General features: G+C 41.2%; 21 protein-coding genes. 8 read left to right on the top strand and 13 right to left on the bottom strand.

Annotated features, from left to right (window positions below):
• The first annotated feature begins 194 nt into the window (after positions 1–194).
• From IQ274_RS03840 to IQ274_RS03830, 3 genes are all read left to right on the top strand, one after another.
• On the top strand, positions 195–917 hold the full coding sequence (locus IQ274_RS03840; protein ID WP_175586533.1) for an NnrU family protein: 723 nt from the start codon (positions 195–197) through the stop codon (positions 915–917).
• Positions 918–1,331: 414 nt separating this feature from the next.
• Positions 1,332–1,718, top strand: a complete 387-nt coding sequence (locus IQ274_RS03835; RefSeq protein WP_163927474.1) for a thioredoxin family protein — start codon at positions 1,332–1,334, stop codon at positions 1,716–1,718.
• Positions 1,719–1,938: 220 nt separating this feature from the next.
• Positions 1,939–4,041, top strand: coding sequence for an NAD(P)H-quinone oxidoreductase subunit 5 (locus IQ274_RS03830; protein WP_163927473.1), 2,103 nt, complete (start codon positions 1,939–1,941; stop codon positions 4,039–4,041).
• Between the two features lie 219 nt (positions 4,042–4,260).
• Here IQ274_RS03830 and IQ274_RS03825 read toward each other — a convergent pair whose 3' ends face one another.
• The 3 genes from IQ274_RS03825 to IQ274_RS03815 all read right to left on the bottom strand — a co-directional run bounded on the left by IQ274_RS03825 (position 4,261) and on the right by IQ274_RS03815 (position 5,870).
• Positions 4,261–4,830, bottom strand: coding sequence for a hypothetical protein (locus tag IQ274_RS03825; RefSeq protein WP_194141475.1), 570 nt, complete (start codon positions 4,828–4,830; stop codon positions 4,261–4,263).
• 496 nt (positions 4,831–5,326) lie between these two features.
• The gene (locus tag IQ274_RS03820; protein WP_163927470.1) at positions 5,327–5,557 is read right to left on the bottom strand and encodes a hypothetical protein; all 231 of its coding nucleotides are present in this window, start codon (positions 5,555–5,557) and stop codon (positions 5,327–5,329) included.
• 49 nt (positions 5,558–5,606) lie between these two features.
• On the bottom strand, positions 5,607–5,870 hold the full coding sequence (locus IQ274_RS03815; protein WP_163927469.1) for a hypothetical protein: 264 nt from the start codon (positions 5,868–5,870) through the stop codon (positions 5,607–5,609).
• Positions 5,871–6,219: 349 nt separating this feature from the next.
• On the opposite strand from IQ274_RS03815, the gene IQ274_RS03810 reads away from it, so the two are divergent.
• A complete protein-coding gene (locus IQ274_RS03810) occupies positions 6,220–7,797 on the top strand; it encodes an NAD(P)H-quinone oxidoreductase subunit 4 (protein ID WP_163927468.1) in 1,578 nt (525 codons plus the stop codon).
• Positions 7,798–7,965: 168 nt separating this feature from the next.
• On the opposite strand, the gene IQ274_RS03805 is transcribed toward IQ274_RS03810, so the two are convergent.
• Both IQ274_RS03805 and IQ274_RS03800 read right to left on the bottom strand, forming a co-directional pair.
• Positions 7,966–8,955, bottom strand: coding sequence for a DUF4351 domain-containing protein (locus tag IQ274_RS03805; protein ID WP_194141474.1), 990 nt, complete (start codon positions 8,953–8,955; stop codon positions 7,966–7,968).
• A gap of 27 nt (positions 8,956–8,982) precedes the next feature.
• Positions 8,983–11,583, bottom strand: coding sequence for an ATP-binding protein (locus IQ274_RS03800; RefSeq protein WP_194141473.1), 2,601 nt, complete (start codon positions 11,581–11,583; stop codon positions 8,983–8,985).
• A gap of 421 nt (positions 11,584–12,004) precedes the next feature.
• Between IQ274_RS03800 and IQ274_RS03795 the strand changes: the two genes are divergently transcribed.
• Positions 12,005–12,727 carry a Uma2 family endonuclease gene (locus IQ274_RS03795; protein WP_194141472.1) on the top strand — a complete coding sequence of 241 codons (723 nt, stop codon included), beginning with the start codon at positions 12,005–12,007 and terminating at the stop codon, positions 12,725–12,727.
• A gap of 150 nt (positions 12,728–12,877) precedes the next feature.
• Positions 12,878–13,600: a hypothetical protein gene (locus IQ274_RS03790; RefSeq protein WP_194141471.1), complete on the top strand. Its 723-nt coding sequence runs from the start codon at positions 12,878–12,880 to the stop codon at positions 13,598–13,600.
• Positions 13,601–13,637: 37 nt separating this feature from the next.
• Here IQ274_RS03790 and IQ274_RS03785 read toward each other — a convergent pair whose 3' ends face one another.
• Both IQ274_RS03785 and IQ274_RS03780 read right to left on the bottom strand, forming a co-directional pair.
• Positions 13,638–13,847: a type II toxin-antitoxin system HicA family toxin gene (locus tag IQ274_RS03785; protein WP_194141572.1), complete on the bottom strand. Its 210-nt coding sequence runs from the start codon at positions 13,845–13,847 to the stop codon at positions 13,638–13,640.
• Positions 13,844–14,044, bottom strand: a complete 201-nt coding sequence (locus IQ274_RS03780) for a type II toxin-antitoxin system HicB family antitoxin (protein WP_114084373.1) — start codon at positions 14,042–14,044, stop codon at positions 13,844–13,846. Before IQ274_RS03780 ends, IQ274_RS03785 begins: the two co-directional genes overlap by 4 nt.
• Positions 14,045–14,139: 95 nt before the next feature.
• Here IQ274_RS03780 and IQ274_RS03775 point away from each other — a divergent pair, with 95 nt between their 5' ends.
• On the top strand, positions 14,140–14,493 hold the full coding sequence (locus IQ274_RS03775) for a CopG family ribbon-helix-helix protein (RefSeq protein WP_228058020.1): 354 nt from the start codon (positions 14,140–14,142) through the stop codon (positions 14,491–14,493).
• A 46-nt stretch (positions 14,494–14,539) separates the two neighbouring features.
• On the opposite strand, the gene IQ274_RS03770 is transcribed toward IQ274_RS03775, so the two are convergent.
• The 4 genes from IQ274_RS03770 to IQ274_RS03755 all read right to left on the bottom strand — a co-directional run bounded on the left by IQ274_RS03770 (position 14,540) and on the right by IQ274_RS03755 (position 16,979).
• The gene (locus tag IQ274_RS03770; RefSeq protein ID WP_194141470.1) at positions 14,540–14,983 is read right to left on the bottom strand and encodes a DUF29 domain-containing protein; all 444 of its coding nucleotides are present in this window, start codon (positions 14,981–14,983) and stop codon (positions 14,540–14,542) included.
• Positions 14,984–14,988: 5 nt separating this feature from the next.
• The gene (locus IQ274_RS03765) at positions 14,989–15,186 is read right to left on the bottom strand and encodes a DUF433 domain-containing protein (RefSeq protein WP_194141469.1); all 198 of its coding nucleotides are present in this window, start codon (positions 15,184–15,186) and stop codon (positions 14,989–14,991) included.
• Between the two features lie 12 nt (positions 15,187–15,198).
• Positions 15,199–15,477 (bottom strand): LapA family protein, encoded by a 279-nt coding sequence (locus IQ274_RS03760; RefSeq protein ID WP_194141468.1) that lies wholly within the window; start codon positions 15,475–15,477, stop codon positions 15,199–15,201.
• An 86-nt stretch (positions 15,478–15,563) separates the two neighbouring features.
• Positions 15,564–16,979 (bottom strand): phosphoglucomutase/phosphomannomutase family protein, encoded by a 1,416-nt coding sequence (locus IQ274_RS03755; RefSeq protein ID WP_163927459.1) that lies wholly within the window; start codon positions 16,977–16,979, stop codon positions 15,564–15,566.
• 146 nt (positions 16,980–17,125) lie between these two features.
• Between IQ274_RS03755 and IQ274_RS03750 the strand changes: the two genes are divergently transcribed.
• A complete protein-coding gene (locus tag IQ274_RS03750) occupies positions 17,126–17,980 on the top strand; it encodes a PD-(D/E)XK nuclease family protein (RefSeq protein ID WP_163927458.1) in 855 nt (284 codons plus the stop codon).
• A 622-nt stretch (positions 17,981–18,602) separates the two neighbouring features.
• On the opposite strand, the gene IQ274_RS03745 is transcribed toward IQ274_RS03750, so the two are convergent.
• Positions 18,603–19,055: a TerB family tellurite resistance protein gene (locus tag IQ274_RS03745; RefSeq protein ID WP_193867393.1), complete on the bottom strand. Its 453-nt coding sequence runs from the start codon at positions 19,053–19,055 to the stop codon at positions 18,603–18,605.
• Between the two features lie 454 nt (positions 19,056–19,509).
• Complete coding sequence (locus IQ274_RS03740) at positions 19,510–21,180, bottom strand: transglutaminase-like domain-containing protein (protein ID WP_193867392.1); 1,671 nt, start codon at positions 21,178–21,180, stop codon at positions 19,510–19,512.
• Between the last annotated feature and the right edge of the window lie 84 nt (positions 21,181–21,264).

The following is a 21,264-nucleotide window of genomic DNA, read 5'->3' as shown; positions in this document are numbered from 1 at the left end:
ATTGAAAGGAGCGGATGCACACAACAAATAAACTTTGGCAGCAATCAGCCGCGTCTGATTTGTTGCATATTAAACTTGAAGACTTGACTCGAAAAGGACAGTAGCACAACATCTTGACTAAAGTCTCCTTTGGAATACTTTGTGGTATTGGTTGTACTGAATTCAATTTTCTTTAAATTACTTCACCCGTTTATATGCTGCTGATTTCTTGGTTGACACCCAGTCATTTTGTCATACTGGGGTTACAAATAGTTTTTGCGATCGCTCACAGTGGAGGCGCTGCTTTGCGTCCTTGGGCAGAAAAATATATTGGCCCAAGGCTTTATCGCATTTTCTTTGCATTAGTCAGCCTACCGTTGGCTGTGATATTAATTATTTACTTTTTTGGGCACCGCTATGATGGTTTGCAACTTTGGCAGGTACAAGGAGTGCCAGGAGTACGAGAATTTGTTTGGCTGCTGTCAGCAATCTCGTTTTTGTTTTTATATCCTGCTACCTTCAATCTACTAGAAATTGCTGCCATTCAAAAGCCCCAAGTTCATCTCTACGAAACAGGAATTATTCGAATTACCCGTCATCCCCAGATGGTGGGACAAATAATCTGGTGTGTTGCCCATACTCTCTGGCTAGGTACTACCTTTACCCTTGTGACTTCCATTGGATTGGTGTTGCATCACTTGTTTGGGGTTTGGCATGGGGATCGCCGTCTAAGCGATCGCTATGGGGAAGCCTTTGAAATTGCCAAACAACGGACTTCAATTATTCCCTTTAAAGCAATTATTGACGGCCGTCAATCTATCTTATGGCAGGAATTTCTCCGCCCTTCCTATTTGGGAGTTGCCATTTTTATCGCTTTGCTTTGGTGGTCGCACCCTCTGTTGATGGAAGCAACTGGTAGAATAAAATGGGAGATTTAAGCGATCCCCAATGTCAGCAGAAAATCCCAAATAGATTGGAATTTCCGCTTATCAATTGCTCCGAATCAATGTAGGATAAATTCAAACATCTATCAGTGGGGGTGCGTTTAGTCGGCTTAAGATTTTATATTGGTAGTTGAAGACCCGTTGTCTTTCCTTGGGAGTCAGTAGCAGATTCAGTCAAATCCCAGGCGGACAAAGCAATCAGGAGTCTAACATCCGAAAAAGCCACAGTGAGAGTCGCAGTGGCTTTTTACGTCAGAGACACATTAACATGCTGAATTTTTGCCCAATTATTCTGTGTCCTGAGATTTGGTTCCTGAAAGTATCTATCGGCAGTTACTGACTTACCAATCCTTCACTTCAGTACTGATAGGTAGTTTGATATAAAAACCTTATAATCCAAGAGGCGTCATGGTGTTGTCGGTTAGTGAACGGACATTTACTCAAGAAGTTTTAGAATCACCTATTCCTGTTTTAGTTAACTTTGAAGCACCTTGGTGTGGCTTGTGTCGGATTATCCACCCACTGTTGTTGCAATTTCAAGCCCAATGTGGGGACGAAATTAAATTAGTTGGGGTTAACGCCGATCAAAATTTTAAATTGTCTACTACTTATAGGCTAAAGTCACTGCCAACTTTACTACTGATTCAAAATGGCACTGTTCGCCATCGCTTAGAAGGCTTTCGCGGCAGAGAAGATTTACGTCTAGCTTTAGAAGACATTAAAGCCAGCTACAGCAATTACGCGAAAATCTACAAGAGTCCAAAAACAGTGGACTTAGAGTGTCGATCAGCTTGATGAATATTGGGAATAGGGCATGGGGCATGGGGCATGGGGCATTGGACAAATGACTAATGACCAATGACTAATGACTAATGACTAATGACCAAATCTAAAACCATGCTTAACACCCCACCCAATCAGTCTTGGGTGGGTTATTTTATCCTAAAGGGTGTGTGTCACAATTATTAACAGTTTCGACACGCTAAATCAAGAATTCTAAAAGTAGGCGTCAGTGATGGAAGTAATCTATCAGTATGCCTGGCTGATTCCGGTGTTCCCTCTTTTTGGGGCAATGCTGGTCGGTCTAGGGTTAATCTCGTTGAATCAGGTGACAAACCGCCTACGGCAGCTTAACGCTGTGGTGATTATCTTCATGATGGCAGCAGCTATGGGGCTGTCGTTTGCCTTGTTATGGAGTCAAATTCAAGGACACCCGCCCTATCTCCGCACCTTTGAGTGGGCGGCAGCAGGTAATTTTCACCTGAGCATGGGCTACACTATTGACCACCTGACAGCCCTAATGCTGGTGATTGTAACAACGGTAGCCTGTTTAGTCATGGTTTACACCGATGGCTATATGGCTCACGATCCCGGCTACGTGAGGTTTTACGCCTATCTCAGTTTGTTTGGCTCCTCAATGTTAGGTCTGGTGGTCAGCCCCAACCTAGTACAGATTTATATATTCTGGGAACTTGTGGGGATGTGTTCCTACTTGCTGGTCGGCTTTTGGTACGATCGCAAGTCAGCAGCCGATGCCGCTCAAAAAGCGTTTGTTACCAACCGCGTCGGCGACTTTGGTTTGTTACTCGGCATTTTGGGGTTGTTCTGGGCAACAGGAAGCTTTGATTTTAATATCATGGGCGATCGCCTCGCTCAGCTCGTGCAATCAGGTTCTATCAGCAATTTTCTCGCTGTCCTGTTGGCGATTTTAGTTTTCTTAGGCCCAGTTGCAAAATCAGCCCAATTTCCCCTCCATGTCTGGCTACCAGATGCGATGGAAGGCCCCACCCCCATTTCTGCCTTGATTCACGCGGCAACAATGGTGGCGGCTGGTGTTTTCCTGATTGCCCGGATGTACCCAGTATTTGAAGACGTTCCAGCCGCAATGAATGTCATTGCCTTTACTGGGGCGTTTACGGCGTTTTTGGGGGCAACCATTGCCATTACCCAAAACGACATCAAAAAAGGCTTGGCTTACTCCACCATTTCCCAACTTGGTTATATGGTGATGGCAATGGGAATAGGTTCCTACAGTGCTGGACTATTCCACCTGATGACCCACGCCTATTTCAAGGCGATGCTGTTCTTGGGTTCAGGTTCTGTAATTCACGGTATGGAAGGTGTCGTCGGTCACGATCCGGCCTTAGCGCAAGATATGCGGCTGATGGGTGGACTGCGAAAATATATGCCCGTCACCTCAATTACCTTTTTGATTGGTTGCTTGGCAATTTCTGGTATTCCGCCTTTTGCTGGTTTCTGGTCAAAAGATGAAATTCTAGGGAAGGCTTTTGAGGCTAACCCATTTCTTTGGATGATTGGCTGGCTAACTGCCGGGATTACAGCTTTCTATATGTTTAGAATGTATTTCATGACATTTGAAGGCAAATTCCGGGGTACTGACGAGAAAATCAAGGAAAAACTCAAGAAAGCTGCGGCGACAATTGTCCTGGAATTAGAGTCAGAAGAACCAGTCCCGAATTTTGGGCCTGGGGCGATGAAGAAAGGAGAATTGGCAGCAACTAGTCAGCATCATGACTCCCATGACTCCCACGGGCATCACAGCGACTCCCCCCACGAATCGCCGTGGACGATGACGCTGCCGTTGGCACTGTTGGCTGTGCCTTCGATTTTGATTGGTTTGGTGGGAACTCCCTACGCCAATTATTTTGAAGAGTTTATCTTTCCTCCTAGTGAAACTCTCTCCGAAGTTATAGAAAAGGCTTCCGAGTTTAATCCGACGGAATTCTACATCATGGCGGGTGCCTCAGTCGGAATTTCTTTGATTGCGATTACCCTGGCTTCGCTGATGTATTTGCGCCGTAAAATTGACCCGGCTGCGATCGCTGCTAAAATCCAACCACTTTACGAGTTATCGCTCAACAAGTGGTACTTTGATGACATTTACCATCGGGTTTTTGTCCTCGGCTTGCGTCGCGTAGCTAGACAAGTTATGGAAGTTGACTTCCGCGTTGTAGATGGTGCTGTTAACCTCACAGGCTTTTTTACTCTTGTTAGCGGTGAAGGTCTGAAGTACCTAGAAAACGGTCGCGCTCAATTCTATGCCTTGATTGTGTTTGGGGCGGTTTTGGGTTTAGTGATTGTCTTTGGTGTTACCTGATTTTCATTGGGGTGGGCGATCGTCCACCCCTAAGTTTTTTAAGAGTTTTAAGAGTCTAATTTAGACTCCTTTTTTTTGGCTGATAGTTTAGTAATTTAATATACAGTCTCCTAGATTACTCAAAAACCTCCTAGTTCAGAAAAAGGTAGCGAATAGGCAAATGATTTTCTCGTCTGTCTCAGAGGTTATGTTAGACCGGAGACTTTGATTATATAGATATCAACGCCAAGAGTAAAACACTACGATTTCGATTATAAAACTCACAAGCTTTCCCAATTCGCTTGAACTGGTTTGCACTGTCGTTTCTATGTCACCAGTACTCAATATCTGTGCAACAGGCTTTCCCGTATTGCGCTGCCAAACTTCTCCCCACTGACCATCATTACAATCAGCCTCACCTTCATTGACAACCATTCGTAATTTCATTGTCGATTTATCTGAAGTAATAATATCAAAATCTACCCAGTAATACTGTCCAATATTATCGAAATACTTTGATGGATGCTCTCTATAAAGCCTAGTAGAATCTTTAGCATTTTCTCTATGATGATCGGGTATGTTTGGACATTCTAAGTATTTTGCCGTACTACATTTTCCTAGAATTGAAACTGACCGAATTGAAAAGAGCATTTCATCGAATCTATCTGTCCAGCTGTGTGCCTCTCTTAGTTCGGCGAGCGATTCTCCCTCTAGTGGATGTTTATTTTTAACAGGCGACAACTTATTAATGCAAGTAGGGCATTTAACTTGCCTATCTTCTTTACTATACAGAATCCACTTCTTCGTCATAGCAATTGCTTAAGCTCACTCAAAATCGATGATATCTGAAAGTATCGAATAAGAGCTAAAGATTCATTGACAAAGTGTAAAAGTTTTATAAAAAGCAGAGTTAGCTGTTAATAATGGAGCAGAATTGGAGATTATTAGATATGCAGTTTAGTGTTCTTATTTGTGTTTCTGCTTTAGCGATGGGTTATTCAGATTATGGAATTTTATTATAATTGGTAAATAAAATAGCGATCGTGTTATGAAAAAAAGCTTTCATAATCGTCATGGCTACCTATCCAGAACCATGTAACTGTATCACCCTCCAAAACCCCAATTGCTCGATAATTGCGAGTTATTCTGACAGACCAAATATTCTCCTCGTTATTTATACATTTGAAATGCAAAGACGGATGAAAAGAATTTTCTCTCCATAACTGATAAGCTTTTTTCGCACTCTGTCTAACTTGCTTTTCAAGAGACTGATATTTATCCCAAAAAGAAGGAAGAGTTGCAGACTTCACAAATTTTCATAGTTCATAGGTTTTGCAAGTCCTTCTGCAATCTCTCTTTTAGCAGATTGGGCAGATGCAATCAGTTGTTGTTGAGTTTTCTTAAATGATTTATTCCATTTCAATTCATCTTGCAAATCTTCCAGGTACTCTAGAAGATGTTCCACAACTCTTTCTTGTACATCTTCAGATAAAGATTCCATCATCTTAACTACAGTAGCGATCGCTGGAGATGACATAATCGAATTTCCCTTATCAACTTTCCCTGTCTATTTTACTAAAAAAAACTCAATCAAATCGCTTACTGTAGTCCCAAAGCTCTGAAACTGGAAAGGTTTGTCCTAGTGCTGCTTGTCGCACGGACTCTTGCAAATCGGCTAATATTTGTGCTTTTGGCTCTTGTTCATCAATCCAAGCTAAACCACTGACGTTATCAGAATTTATGGAACTTATAAGCTGTTGCCAAAGTTCTACAGGGACGAGTACATCAGTTGTTTCTCCATTTACGTTGGTGACATAACGAATCTGACTTTCAATTTGTGCGATTATCATAGTGTTATTTCTCCTGTGATGCTTTTTTGTACCGAATCAACACTAAACAGCATCTTGTATTTTTAGAGATGCGGTAGGCTACGCGTAGACATGGAGCGGCTTGTCGTAGACATCGCACCGCTAAAATTCTAGTTTACCAACTTTTTTAGGGTAAATTGTTGACCTGACCGGGAGTATCACAACCTACATTCCGCACGCCCAAAGGTCAAAAGAGACTCCCAACAGAAGAAACGAGGGATTGCCAATTTAATTAAATCAACCTAACGAGGAAGACGAAATCCCTAAAAAGCTGTTACTTAATAACTAGTGACTTTTTGCCAAACATGATTTTGATAGCAGACGAATTGTGATGAATATAGCTAATTTTCCGTGGCTGACGACGATTATTCTGTTTCCGATAGCCGCGTCGCTACTTCTTCCCGTCATTCCTGATAAAGAAGGCAAAACAGTGCGCTGGTACTCCCTTATCGTGGGGCTGATAGATTTTGCACTAATTGTTTATGCTTTTTATACTGGGTATGATTTCTCCAATCCAGATTTGCAGTTGGTGGAAAGTTACCCCTGGGTACCACAAATCGGTTTGAATTGGTCAGTAGGGGCAGATGGCTTATCCATGCCCCTAATTATTTTGACTGGATTCATTACCACGCTGGCGATTTTAGCAGCTTGGCCTGTCACCTTCAAGCCCAAGCTATTTTACTTCTTGATTTTGGCGATGTATGGCGGTCAGATTGCCGTGTTCGCCGTCCAGGATATGCTGTTATTTTTCCTGGTGTGGGAACTGGAACTAGTACCGATATACTTCCTGCTGTCGATTTGGGGAGGTAAAAGGCGGCAATATGCAGCGACCAAATTCATTTTATACACTGCTGGCGGTTCGCTATTTATTTTGCTGTCTGCCCTGACAATGGGATTTTACGGCGATACGGTGACGTTCGACATGAGAGCGATCGCCTTAAAAGATTTCGCCCTGAATTTCCAACTAGCTCTCTATGCTGGCTTCCTAATTGCCTACGCCGTCAAGTTGCCGATTATTCCTTTGCACACCTGGCTACCTGATGCCCACGGTGAAGCGACAGCACCTGTACACATGTTATTAGCAGGTATTCTCTTGAAAATGGGCGGTTACGCCTTAATTCGGATGAATGCCCAAATGCTCCCCGATGCCCACGCTTATTTTGCACCAGTGTTAGTGGTTTTAGGGGTAGTTAATATCATCTACGCTGCCTTGACATCCTTTGCCCAGCGCAACCTAAAGCGAAAAATTGCCTACTCTTCAATTTCTCACATGGGCTTTGTGATGATTGGTATCGCCTCCTTCACTGATTTAGGATTGAGTGGGGCGGTGTTACAAATGGTTTCCCACGGGTTAATTGGGGCGAGTTTGTTCTTCCTGGTTGGCGCAACTTACGATCGCACCCACACCCTAATGTTGGATGAAATGGGTGGTGTTGCGAAGAGAATGCCGAAAATTTTCGCTATGTTCACTACCTGTTCGATGGCTTCTTTGGCATTGCCAGGGATGAGCGGTTTCGTGGCAGAATTGATGGTGTTTGTAGGCTTTGCTACTAGCGATGCTTATAGCTCTACCTTCAAAGTCATTGTAGTGTTCTTGATGGCAGTTGGAGTGATTTTAACTCCGATTTATCTGTTGTCGATGTTGCGAGAAATTTTCTATGGAGAAGAGAACAAGGAATTAGTTTCTCACCAAGCTTTGATAGATGCCGAACCCCGTGAAGTCTTTATCATTGCCTGTTTGTTAATTCCAATTATTGGTATTGGTTTCTATCCAAAATTGCTGACTCAGATGTATGACGCGACAACTGTACAATTGACAGCAAGATTGCGTGATTCCGTACCGACATTAGCACAGCAAAAAGACGAAACCCTAAAAGTTTCTTTGAGTGCGCCCCAAATTGGTAATTAAGTAGCGATCGCTAGTTTAGTTTTAATATTGATTGCTTTGAGGGCAGGTTTTATACTTGCCCTTTTTGTTACTCATTCGTAACTTTTTATGGGCAAGGTAAAAAATAAATCATTGAACTGATTTAAAAAATCCTGTATAGGGTTAAGTGAATTTTTATAAAAATAGATTTTAAGCTGATTGATTTGTTTGCAACCACTTAAGCAAATCTTCCATACCAGTAAAATCTAACAAAGCTTCGCCAAGGGTTTCTAATTGATTTAAAGAAAGAGATTTGATGCGCTCTTGCAATTCTGGTGATAATTCTCCCACTCGTCTTTGTAGTAACCTTAAAATAAGCTGTTGTTCACCTTCTTTTTTACCTTCTTGTTTACCTTCTTGTTTGCCTTCTTGTTTTCCGCGCTCGTAGCCAATGCGCTCACCTGTAGTTACATATCTCATAGTTCGCTCCTGCTCAAATTGTTTAAACTCTTCCCAAAACTGATTTTCTAATGCCTTTGGTAATATCATAACCCAATCTATAAATCGATACAGGTTGCGAATATCCTGCTCTTCTAAACCTAAATCATAGAGTCTGCGAATTAAGCTAAATTTCCATATTTTGCGTTGTTCTGGTGATGAGCATGTCTGCTGCGTTTTCAAATGCGCCATGACAACAATTGCAAATGGATTATCGCTATTTTCTAACTCGCCAAATCTATTTTCATAATCCAAAAGTTTAATACTGCCAAATTCAAAATTTAAGCGAGTATTGGGATAATTGTAACTATAATTGCTTGGTCGCCATTCGCGGTTTGGATCGCAGAGAATCGCAAGGCTAATTGCTGGTCGATCAAAGCGGTCAAATATGCGAAAGTTGTAGGTAAACATCCGCTTACTAAAGTTATCTTCTTTTTGTGCCTGAATTTCAACATGGACTAATAACCAAAGCTCTTCCCCTTGAGTTTGCCAAACTTTGACTAATTGATCGGCATATCTTTTACCTTGTTCGGCTTCACGAGCTATTTGTTGGAATTCTTTATCTAGAAATTCGTAGGGATGTTCCCAATCAATTAATGCAGAAGTTTCTGGAAAAAAGAAATGCATTGCTTGGGGAAAATAAGCTTCTATAATTTCTTTCCAAGGGCTATCAAAATCAGCACGGTCGCTATAATTATTCATATCATTTTCCATTTGTCCAGAGTAACATCAAATTCTGGATAGAGTGGCAGTACTTGTAGTAGCTAGTGTACTACTTTGAGAGATCGGAATCTCAACCCAAAATTCTGCTCCCTGTCCTGGTTCTGAAATACACCAGATAGCTCCATTGTGTTTTTCTGCGACAATCTGAGCGCTAATTGCCAATCCTAATCCTGTGCCTTTACCTGCGGGTTTTGTGGTAAAGAAAGGGTCAAATAATCGTTGCTTAACTGCTGGGTTTATGCCAGCACCATTATCTGCAATTTGTATAGTTATGCGATCTGGGTTGCGTAACTGAGTACGAATTACAATTTGGCTGGGGTTAGCTTCTATGTCTTCAAGAGTTCGCTGACTGTTATAACTATCTAGGGCATCAATGGCATTACTGATGAGATTCATAAATACCTGATTGAGTTGTCCAGCATAGCAATCTACTAAAGGGATATCACCATATTCTTTTATTATCTCAATTCCGGTATTTCCAGACGTTTGTTTGAGGCGATTTTGTAAAATCAGTAGTGTGCTATCAATACCTTCGTGAATGTTGACAGGCTTCATATCCGCTTCGTCAAGTCGAGAAAAATTCCGCAAGGATAGAACTATTTCACGAATGCGGTTAGCTCCCATTTTCATTGAACTTAGGATTTTAGGTAGATCCTCAGCCATAAAGTCAAGATCGATCGCTTCTATATAAGCTTGTACTTCATGTGTTGGATTAGCATTGGACTTTTGATAAAGTTCTACCAGTTCCAATAAGCCCAGCGTATATTCATTTACATGGGTCAGATTACCGTAGATAAAGTTAACTGGGTTATTGATTTCGTGAGCTACCCCAGCCACTAATTGACCTAAACTCGACATTTTTTCAGTTTGAATTAGTTGAGCTTGGGTCTGTTTGAGATTGTGCAGTACTTGGTTGAGTTGTTCTGCTTGAGTAGTTGCAGCAGCAGTCGCAGCGCGGCTTTGATTATACAATTGCGCCTGGTCAATGGCGATCGCTAACTGGTCAGCTACGCCTCGAATCAGTTCCACCTCTTCATCACTCCAAGAACGCAGCGCCCTACTATGTTCGCAGACAATCACACCCAAGCGACCCGACTGAGTTTGAACCGAAACTATTAGTAGAGACTTAAAGCCCAATGTCACCAGTAAATTCCGATTTTTGAAATCAAGCCAGGGATCTGTTGCAATGTCATCAAAGCAAAGCAAATTTCCTTGCAGAATAGCCTCACTCAGTGCTTCCACATTTTGGATAGGAGAACAGCCTAAAGGTTCTAGCAAGTCGGGAGCGCAAGCTTGTTGACTGAGTTCAAAACTAGTAGATTCATCTTCTTGATGACACCAAAAAAACTGGCATCGATCAATCTGTAGCAGTTCCCGAACTTCAACTACTACTGTACTCAAAATCGTATTTAGATCCAACGAGTTGCGAATTTGACTAGATAAACGAGTTTTAAGAATTTTTTCCCGTTTAACTAGCTTTCGTAACTCAGCTTCAGACTGCTTTAACTCTAGCTGGGCCATCTGACGATTGACACTAGCTTTTGCTAGTAGCCAAGAACCAATGCCAATGAGTCCTACTAACCCAGCATATAGAAGTAGTAATTGGCTCAAAAATCGGTTTGATTTGGCCATCAACATCTCTGGTGATACCCATGAGACAATCTTCCAATAATAGGATTTCGTATCAATTTGATTTTGGCTTGGTGCAAAAGCCTGTCCTGCTCCTGTACTAGATTTTTGTCCTTCAAGAAGTGGATAAACTGTAGTAAAAGTGAACATTCCCTCAGCAGTTTGGAATTGTCCCGATTCTTTTTGAGAAATTTGCTGCCATGCTTGAGGAAAAGTTTTGCCAAAAGTATGGTTTTTGCGATCAGGAAACATAAATCCCCATTCGTCCTCAGATTTAGCCCCTTTTAACCAATAACCATCAGCATTCAGCAGCATTCCCTGACTAGGTACGTTAGCGAAAGCTTGATTAAAATTATCCAGCAGTTTAGCACCGAAATAATTTAACACTACAATGCCTCGTTTCTGTCCACGACGATCAAAAACGGGTGTGCCAAAGCGGATCATTGGCTTCAAGGGTTGTTGAACCTGACCTCGTTCAATGTTGAGGTCAAGAGGAGAGACAAACACTTCTCCTTGACTCAGTTGCAAAGTGTCATTAAACCAGTAGCGCTTGGCTTGCACTTGCAGTTTTTCTTCGGGGACAATCTCTGGTTCACCTTGTTTGAAGTTGACTCTGACAACTTCTTTACCTGATTGATCCAAAAAGCGAATTTGGTCGTAAAGTTTTTTATATTGAGAAAATGATAAGAATTCTCTGGATAGTGCCTGTTTATCTGCATCTACTCCTTCTAAAATTCTCTGTAGCTCGTTTTGTTTAGAAATGACAATCACATCTGAAACAACGGAGTGAAAGTCTCCACTAATTACTTTTGTTTGTAAATCTACCTTGTCAAATTCATTAGTTTTTAATACAATTTTCTCCGTCTGTACCTGTTGGTAATAAATAGTCCCTACAACACTTCCAAGGAAGGCCGATAATGGTAAAAAAACGGCTAAAAAGTGTTTGATTAAAATTCGTGAATGGCTCTGTGGTGACATATCTGATACTTAAGTACGATTCAGAAAAAAATCGGGCTAAAAATCAGCTAAGTTCCAGCTACGCCATATTTTCGGAGTCAAGGTTGAGAAAAGCTTTTTTCTCTTGGTAGGTATAGCTAATCAGCCCAGCTACCAAATTCACCATGAAATTGAATACTCTGCGACTTCTGGAATGTTCTAGTTGAACAATATTCCACCCTTTTTTGCTATTGTGGGTTAGACACTCTCATAGTCAGTACCGAAAAATTACCTAATTAGAAAATTACACTTGCAATTGCTTTTCAATACTGAAAATAAAGAGAAGCTATGGCTACGACAGGCTATTCGGCATCGCTAAAAATGGTTCTTTATTCTGTCGCTGCGATCACACATCAATAGATTACGTACAATCTATCTAGAATCAGATTTGGCAAAACCGCTCATGTTAAACTACAATCCGCTACATTGTTTGCCATCTTCCGAAGAGCTACCCGACTCAAATGATACCCCTGTGGATAATGAAGTCCAAAATTTAATTCCCGGCTTGCTGAAAACGACACTGGCTTTAGTTTGGTGCGATCGTTGGGATTGGTTTTTTGGTGTTGATATGGGTATTTATTATCACCCAGACAAGCCAGCCATCGTCCCTGATGGGTTTCTCAGCTTAGGAGTTAAACGTGTAATTGATGAGGACTTGCGCCTAAGTTATGTGCTGTGGGAAGAAAAAAAGCTGCCAATTTTAGCACTAGAAGTTGTTTCTCAAATATATCGGGAAGAACATAGCAGCAAGAAAGAACTCTATGCCAAAGAATTAGGAATTTTGTACTATGTTGTGTATAGTCCCCTTCGCCGGAAAAAGACACCTTTGGAGGTGTATCACCTAGTTGATGGGGAATATATCTTAATGTCAGGAAATCCCGTTTGGCTACCAGAAATTGGTTTAGGAATTGGTCGAGAACGAGGAATTTATCAAGGTATAGTCCGGGAATGGCTGTACTGGTATGACGAGGAAGGGCAAAAATTGCTCACACCAGAAGAACGCATTAGAGAAGCGGAAGAACGCGTAGCTTTTGAAGAACAGCGACGTGTGGAAGCAGAACAGAAAGTGAAAATGTTAATTGAAAGGTTGAATGCGCTAGGTCTCGATCCAGAAAGTTTGTTATAGATTCACCAAATTTCGGAATTTTCGCTGCCTTAATGTGAATTTGCTTGCTGGCTTGGGAATTATATCTATAAAGTAACTCATAGCTTGACAGTACAAATGGGAAAAGCTAGTTGCTCAATAAATATATTTACCAAAACCTTCATCAAAAATATGGAAGTTAAATTAGGATTTGGAGCAGTCCCAAAACCTCAATATGTCTTTGTCAGCAAAGAACCCGATCATTGTTGGTATATGCTTGCTGAAGATGAAAAACGCATCGCAATTTATGAGAGAGCTTTGACTGGGGTAATTACAGATATAGAAGTTAATAAAAAGGTTGAAACTAAATTCGGGCCAGTTGAAAAAAACGATTTATATATTTTGGCAGATAAACCTTATATTATCCGTTCAGGTAGCGACTCTTTCTTTTCTAAAAGTTTATTGCTATCTTTAGATACCCTTACTTATAAAGAATTGTGTAATCCACTAACGATCGCCGTTAGTCCTGGAGATAGTAATGTAGTTTTTTGTAAAATTTACGATCCAATAACTTATCGTTCTGTAGGTGTTAGTTGGGATGGACATAAGAAATTAGACTGGCAAGCTATAGGGCAAAAAGTAAGTTTAAAAATTAATCAAATTCACAATTTTAATCCAGATAAAAATCAATCTCAATCAGAAACAATTCACAATATAAAAACGCCTGAACCGCATGATGTTTTTATAGCTAAAACTGACACATATTTAGCCCAATTAAATTGGACTCCAGAGCAGGGAAGGGATTATTTGCAGCAGAAATATGGGAAGCGATCGCGTCTACAACTCACTGATACAGAAATTCTGGATTTCATTGATTATCTGAAGCTACAACTAACCCAAAACTGCTCAACTTAGCTGCTGTTATGTGAACTTGGGATAATTGCGATCGCTTTTAGTCCAAATTTTCTTCGGTAAGTCCAGCATCTTTCATAATACTTTTCAAAGTTCCAATCGGTAAATCTCGATTACTATGAACCGGAACGGAGAGGATTACATCAATACCTTCCTTTACGTAAATATGATGACTGCCAGTAATCCGTTTCAATTCCCAACCCTGCCGTTCCAAAATTTTACAAAGTGCTTTACCTGAAACCGCTTTTATAGCGATATTTCAACCAACTGTTTCTCCGGATCAAGTTCTTCTCGTTCGCTAGCAACTTCCAACCAACCTTGAATTGCATCTTGCAGCATCTCTAACAAATGTTCATAGCTGTCTCCCCAAGTGTGGCATCCTGGTAGGGCAGGTACAGAAGCACACCACACACCGTCTTCTTGCCAGATAACTGCTTTAATTTTCATTACCAATCATCTCCACAAGACTGTAACTTATATTTTAGTGTTAGGACTAGACGAGTGCGATTGCCATCTGCTCTTCGGCAGTGTCTCCCTGCTCTTTGAACCAAGCAAAAGTTTCAGGATTTACCTTAACTGTTATTGTTACAGGTGACTTGGGCATTCGCAATTGTGCTTTAGCAAAAAATTTATTCGACTCCATAAAAGGAACTGAAGAGCCAGAAAATATTACGTTTCTGATAGATAGCGATCGCAAGGCTGCACTTGATGCGATCGCAATTCATTGCAACTGCGATTGCAGCTACATACTTAATGAGGCGGTAGCCGCTTATCTAGAGATATATCAGTGGCAAATTGAGGAAATTCAAAAGGGTATTGCTGAAGCGAATGCTGGAGACTTTGCCAGTGATGAAGAAATAAAAGCGACTTTTGCAAAACTCACCAATGTATATTAAGTGGCTGTGTTGTGCGCTTCATACCACACAGTCACAATTACAGTTATCAAATATCGCTTGCTTCTGGTAGCCAGTCTTCATCCAACACTAACTCTACAGAATATGGGCACTCTTCTGGAAACACGGATAAAAGTATCCCCGTTTGCTTGGCTGCTTGGCGACGTGCCCTTTGATAACTTTCCTCAAGTTGCTCTGTAGGATAGCTCTTAAGACTAGGACTATCTTCTATTGCTAACTCAATTTGGGTGCGAGAATCAGTGATGGAATCGAGCCAACTATCTGAGCGACGCTGGGGTTGATATTGCCACTTGAGCAAATGCAACAGTAAGCGAGTTAGTTGACTGGCAATACCCCGCCTTTCACTTTTGCCCAAGCCTTCAACCTCTTCAATCAGATGTTCTACATCAACTTCCTGCCAGCGATTCGATCGCAATAGTTGGGCTGTCTCTTCAATCCACAAATTAAAATCTGCCTTATAAGTTGCGCTCATAGCCTTTATTGATTAGCTGCATAGCTTAGGCAAGCCAAAATATCCTCTTGTGTCAAATAAAGAAAGTCATCAAGTAATTCCTCGTAGGTCATGCCAGAGGCAAGACAAGATAAAACATGGTATACAGTAATTCGCATTCCTCGAATACAAGGCTTAACACCTCGTTTTCCTGGTTCGATTGTAATAATGTTTTGATACTGCACAGCTATCAATTCTCAAAAATCTTCATCGTCAACAAAAAATTCCGCATCGTCTTCTAATCGAGAATTACGCTGTCCAATACCAGCAAGTCCCCAAAGAGGTTGCAGCAGTGCCATGCCAATTAACCCAAAACAAGCACTAAAAGCTAACACTAAACCCAGTGGTATCTGAATCGATTGGAATGTTAAGAATTTTAACGATACGGGTGTGGCATTTTGAACTGAAATAACTGCGATCGCTATTACCCAAACCGCTACAACTAGAGATGTCAAAAATGGAGCGAAAGTTTTCATACTTTGAGCAAAGTTAGGAGTGAGATAACTGTTAATAGAAGTGAAGAATTGTTAATTTATAACTCTTAATTTTTAACTGCTAATTCTTATCCCTCTAATTTAGCAATGACACTCTCTAACTCTTGGGCAATTTGGGTGAGTTTTTCGGGAGTGTTGGTTTCTAGGTAGACGCGCACCAGTGGTTCTGTACCGGAGGGACGCAATAAAACCCAGCTACCTTCTTCTAAATACAGCTTAATACCGTCTTTACGCCCGACTTCCTTGACTTTAATTCCTGCTACCTCTGTAGGTGGATTTTTAGTAAAGGAGCCGATGACGGCGGTTTTGTGCGCCTCTGTGAGGTGCAAGTCTAGGCGGTTGTTGTAAAGTGGGCCATCGGCTTCAGCGATCGCTTCTTTAACCATCTGACTTAAAGGTTTACCTTCATAAGCGATCGCTTCTGCCACCAGCATATCGGCTAATACCCCGTCTTTTTCGGGAATATGCCCGATAATACTCAAACCGCCTGATTCTTCTCCACCAATTAATACGGCAGTTTCCCGCATTTTTTCACCGATGTATTTAAAACCAACTGCTGTTTCGTAAATTTGCAGCCCATTTTTAGCAGCGAAATTATCCAGCAGGTGGGTTGTAGCCACAGTGCGGACTATCGCGCCGGTTTTACCTTTGTTTTTAATTAAATGACGTGCTAGAACTAACAACACAGTATTCGGAGTGAGGACAGTTCCTTGTTCATCAACAATACCAAAGCGATCGCTATCTCCATCCGTCGCCAAGCCCAAATCAGCTTGATCGCGGACTACAGCTTCCACTAACTCAACTAATTGTTCTCCTTTGGGTTCTGGCATTCCACCGCCAAATAAAACATCCCTCCAATCGTGGAAACTTTCTAACTGAACACCACTATGCTGCAAAACTTCATCTAAATAGCCACGGGAGGTAGAATACAAAGCATCGTACTTTACCTTTAAATTAGCCCTTTTGATCTTTTCTATATCAAGTAGAGTGTAGATAAATTGCAGGTAATCAGGTTTGGGATCGAAAATTGAAATTGAACCTGATGGGTTACTTCCAGGTAACTCATCCGATGCACTTTCTATATTTGCCACAATAGTATCAGTAATCTCTGGAGTGGCAGGCCCAGCATAATCGGGTATATATTTAATTCCACAGTAAGGTGCTGGATTATGACTAGCAGTAAACATTAACGCCCCTGCGGAATTTAGGTGACGGGCATTGTAGGCAATTACTGGTGTGGGGCAATCCCGAACGGTAATTTTCACAGTCCAACCTAAGTCTGCCAGTACTTGGGCCGCAGTTTTGGCAAACTGGTCAGCTAAAAAGCGAGTATCGTAGGCAATAAGTACTGGTCTATCTTTTGTGTAGGCTGTTTCCAAGTAAGTGGCAATTGCCCTTGTTACTTTTCGCACGTTGGGGAAAGTAAAGTCATCGGCAATAATCCCTCGCCATCCATCGGTGCCAAATTTTATCTTGCTAGACATTCTTGCCACTTGCTCCCGTACATTATCAGTACTATAAAAGCTTCCTGCAAAGCGTGTTTAGCAGCAACTATCCTCCGAAGTTCTTTTCTAAGTAAGGCTTAGTTTAAACTTCTCCCCACCGTATTTTCTCTCACTGTTTCTGAGCAATGTCAACCCCCGATCGACCTTTTGCCAGTTATCACCTTTGGTCTCTAGTTGCCCCAGCGACTGGGCAAGAACGCTGGCATTGCCAGATGAGACGGGGGTTTATCAAAGCACGGCAACACGAACCACAAGTCAAAGCACTGCTAGCGCAAGCCACTGCACCCCAGCGCATTGGCATACTCGCGCAAAAAGGTGTTTATGAGTTTCATCATCATAGGCATCTGCTGAAGCAATCAGATGGTGTAGAAAGAGTTGCACAGCTACTTAAATTAGGCAATTCAAGCGTTCAAGTTCAGCAACGCGTGCTGCAAATTTTGCAAAAATATCATAATGCGCCGTTGCTTTTGGATAAAGATATTATCCAATTAACTCCGGGTGATGAAGGTTTTCCTAAGCCAATAGTAGTTGAACAAGAGGATTATTGCTTTCGGTTATATGCGGCTATGGACTGCGTTTTCATTGAATCTGATAGGACTTTACATATTTTAGATTTCAAAACAGGTAAGTCAGCTTTTGACAAACGACAGGCATTAGTTTATTTGCTAGCTGCTCGTTATCTTTACCCTGAACACGAAGCTGTCGCATCATTTTATAATTTAGAAATATGTAAAAAGTCTGAGTTAATTAGCATCAATAATTACGAGTTAGAATCTTTAAAATTTGAGTTAGCTAATATTGCCCACAAGCACCAGCACGATTTGCAAAAATATCAGGAAAAAACTACTAATTTCAGTAAGATTTTTCCTGCAAATCCTGGCTCCCACTGCCGGTTTTGCCCGTTTAACTCCATCTGTGAGTTTGCCGATTTTAAGCAAACTCAATCATATCCACAGCCAAGTTTAAGAGTTAATAGCTAAGGTTCTTCAGTACGTAGTATGCTGGACTTTTAATTAAAGTCCTTTACTTACCCTGAAAATCAAGCCTTACAGGGAGTTATAGCTTCAATTTCTGAATCAAGGCTCAAATGCTAATACTAACGGCTGTTATTATTGCCCAGCAAGGATTTTAAGCTTATTTACAGACGTATTTAGCATAAGAAGTAATGAAGAGCCATAGCTAATTGGTTTACCTATTTATCTTGGTTCAATGTTCAAAAACATCTGCTAAATCCTCGTAATTTTATGGATTGAAGAAAAATATAGAATTAACTCAGGTCAGTCATGGTCTAAAATAATACTTTTCGATTCTGTAGAAGAGCATGAGGCACTACAGAAACGTTTTGAATTGTTTAAAGAATACTTGAATAGGAATAAGAGTTTAGAACTAGACGAAAATTGTGGTTAAGCAGACGTGAGTTCGATGAACCTCTCCCTCTCCGAAACGGAAAGGGAGGAGCAACGAAAAATTTAGCTTTTTACTCTCCTCTCCGTGTCGGAGAGAGGGGGAGAGGTCAAATAAGACTTGTCGAACTCACGTTAAGCAGAGAGTATTAAGGTGCGTTAGCCTACGGCATAACACACCCTACTCTCTGGAATACCTTTAAGCTAAAACCTCTGTTTGTAGTAGCGCCTTACGTAATGCAGTTACTGCTTCTTCTGTTTCTATCAACTTATTGAGAGCAAGCGCAACATCATCTTCAACCTTCAGTAGTTTAGCTGCTTTTTTTACAGCCTTTTGCTCTTCAATTGAGTAATCATTATCGGCACGGGACATTTGAATTGCATGATACAACAATGACCTTGATTTCGACCAAGTAGAAACATCAACTGTAATCTTACTCAGCAGGTTTTCTAAGTCAGCATTTTTGTATTCAAATGTTTTATATTTTTCTATTAGTTCTTCAGGAGCGCCAACTATACGCTGATGATTTAGTAACCAATTAAGTTCGGCTTCTGAAACCTCTCCATCAGCTCCAGCAATAGCAAGCAGTGCATATCCGTAGTTAAGGTACGCTTCAGCAGGAGCTTCTGAAATACCTAAGTTCTTTTTCATAAATTCTCAAGCAGGTATTGCTTCTTTAAGATTGCTCATGAATTACCTCTTTGATTGTTTTGAGAATTTACTATTTGGCAAATGCTATCTATAAAATTTAAGAATTGCTATCTAGGTTTTTAATTAGTCTTTACCAATTAAAAACCTAGATAAATTGTTGATATTCTACTATTTTTATAGATGCCTCTCAATATTCTCAGCATCCAAATAAAAATGCAAGGACAGTTAAGACAGTTAAGACAGGTAAGAAAATTAGTCAAGTAATTTTCTTACAAGCAGCTAAAAATATAGCCTCTGGAAAAAGAGGCGAGCAACGCAATTTTGTAAATTGCTGAGACCAAAAACGAAAATATGCTACTTCGAGATCTATAGGCACAGCCAAACCCAGGCATTGCAACGAAAAAACCTGGCTTTATTGATAATTCAACCCTGAAATAATACCCGATGTCCTAATTTAAAAAGGTGGTAATTCTTTAAGAATTGTGAACCGAATATGATTAATTGCCAAATCACCGATGGGGATATCTTCTTTGGTTAGCCGCGCACCTTGACTTGTCACGGTTTCAAAAGTGATACCTTTACCAATTTCAATGTGATACCAGCATAAGCCCATAAAAAAGCGCGTCGGATAAGGCCCACCTTCACCCACATCATCAGGATTTGATTCCATTGGCAACCAGCCAAAATTCGGGACGTAGAACTCCAGCCAAACATGATTAAAGTCTGGTTGTAGCGGTACTCCTAGTAAGTCACTATGGGGAGGACATTTGTACCTACCTACGGTGCGGCAGGGAATGTCATTCAAACGGGCTAGGGCAAGCAATACGCCGACATATTCCCCACAGGAACCAACGCCCCGTTCTAAAACTATATCTGGCGTGTCAATGTAAGGCTTAATACCGTAAGATAACTGGTCGTATACGTAGTTGCGGATACTGTGCATTTTCCGCAGTACGTTGGTTTCAGAACCAATTGCTTCTCTGGCGGCACGGCGAACAATGGTAGTATCCATTGCTAAATCGTCGTCATCTACTAGGTAGCGTGTTTGTAATTCTGGAGATAGTTCAGGTATATCTTCAACATCTCTAGGTGTGATGCGATACTTAATTCCTCGAACTTCCACAAGTGCTTTCCAGCCAAATACATGCCGTTCACCTGGAGCAAGAGAATCAAATTTAAAGACTGCTACACGTTGCCCTTCTATTACTTCTTCTGTAAAGGGTATACCAATTGCTTCAACGTGTTTCACCTTTTGACGCTCAGTTTCCGAAGGTAGGGCGATGCGCCATTCTACATCAGGTAAATACACCTCGTCTAAGGGTGCAATTTCCTCAGCATAAGACATTTCAATGAGATAGCCATTAGAGAGAGCGTAGCGCTTATCTGGTTGGTAATGATAATGCAGGGGATGAATAAAAGTGCGATCGCGGAATGTTAGCTCATGACTCGGATCGGCATTGGGGTTATCCCGGATATAAGGCTCCTCTGAGGCGTAGGCAACATAAATACTTTCCTTACCGGTTTCGCCATTTTTATGTATTGCTATACCTGTAGGACATTCAAACGGTGTCAGGACACTAAATTGAAGTTCTCCTGTTGCCCTGTCCATTGCGTACACTGATTGTTCGGTGCGATCGCAAATCCATAGCATTTCTTGGTTAACTGCTAAATTCTCTATCCCAACTCCAGGGGCATAAAATCTGGTAATCTCTTTTCGGGTTTCGCGGTCATAAACCAAAATGTAGCCCAGCCGTTGGCAGCTGACATAAACTGTTGTTTCCCAAACAGCAACGCCGTCAGCCGGATAAGGCAATGTCACAAAATGTTCCAGACCTAAAGCATTGAGCTTGCACAAGTAAACACTATTTTCTCGGCTCACCCACAGGGAATCTTCCCATACCGCTAAACCAGTGACATCGGTAAATTCTTTAACTTGATGGGGATTGAGAATTTTGCTGTTGTCAGAGGTGGGATCAATCTCCAGTAGATGCCCTTTAATACTGTCAATGGCAATGAGTCTATCTTTAATGAAAGTAATGCCACACAGGGTAGCAGCAGTAAGCGGTCGAATTGTTTTTTGCCCAAACATCTGGCTAACGGTCAAAGTGGGGAGTGCAAAACTCATATTAAGCATATTTATTGAATGGTTTAGCACGCCTGGGTAATTCAAAATTCAAAATTCAGCTGGAAAAGTTTGCTAGATTGGGAA

It is taken from the genome of Nostoc sp. LEGE 12447, assembly GCF_015206985.1.
Classification (GTDB): domain Bacteria; phylum Cyanobacteriota; class Cyanobacteriia; order Cyanobacteriales; family Nostocaceae; genus Nostoc.
The sequence above is the reverse complement of the archived record's forward strand: the minus strand, read 5'-3'. Positions and strand labels throughout refer to the sequence as shown.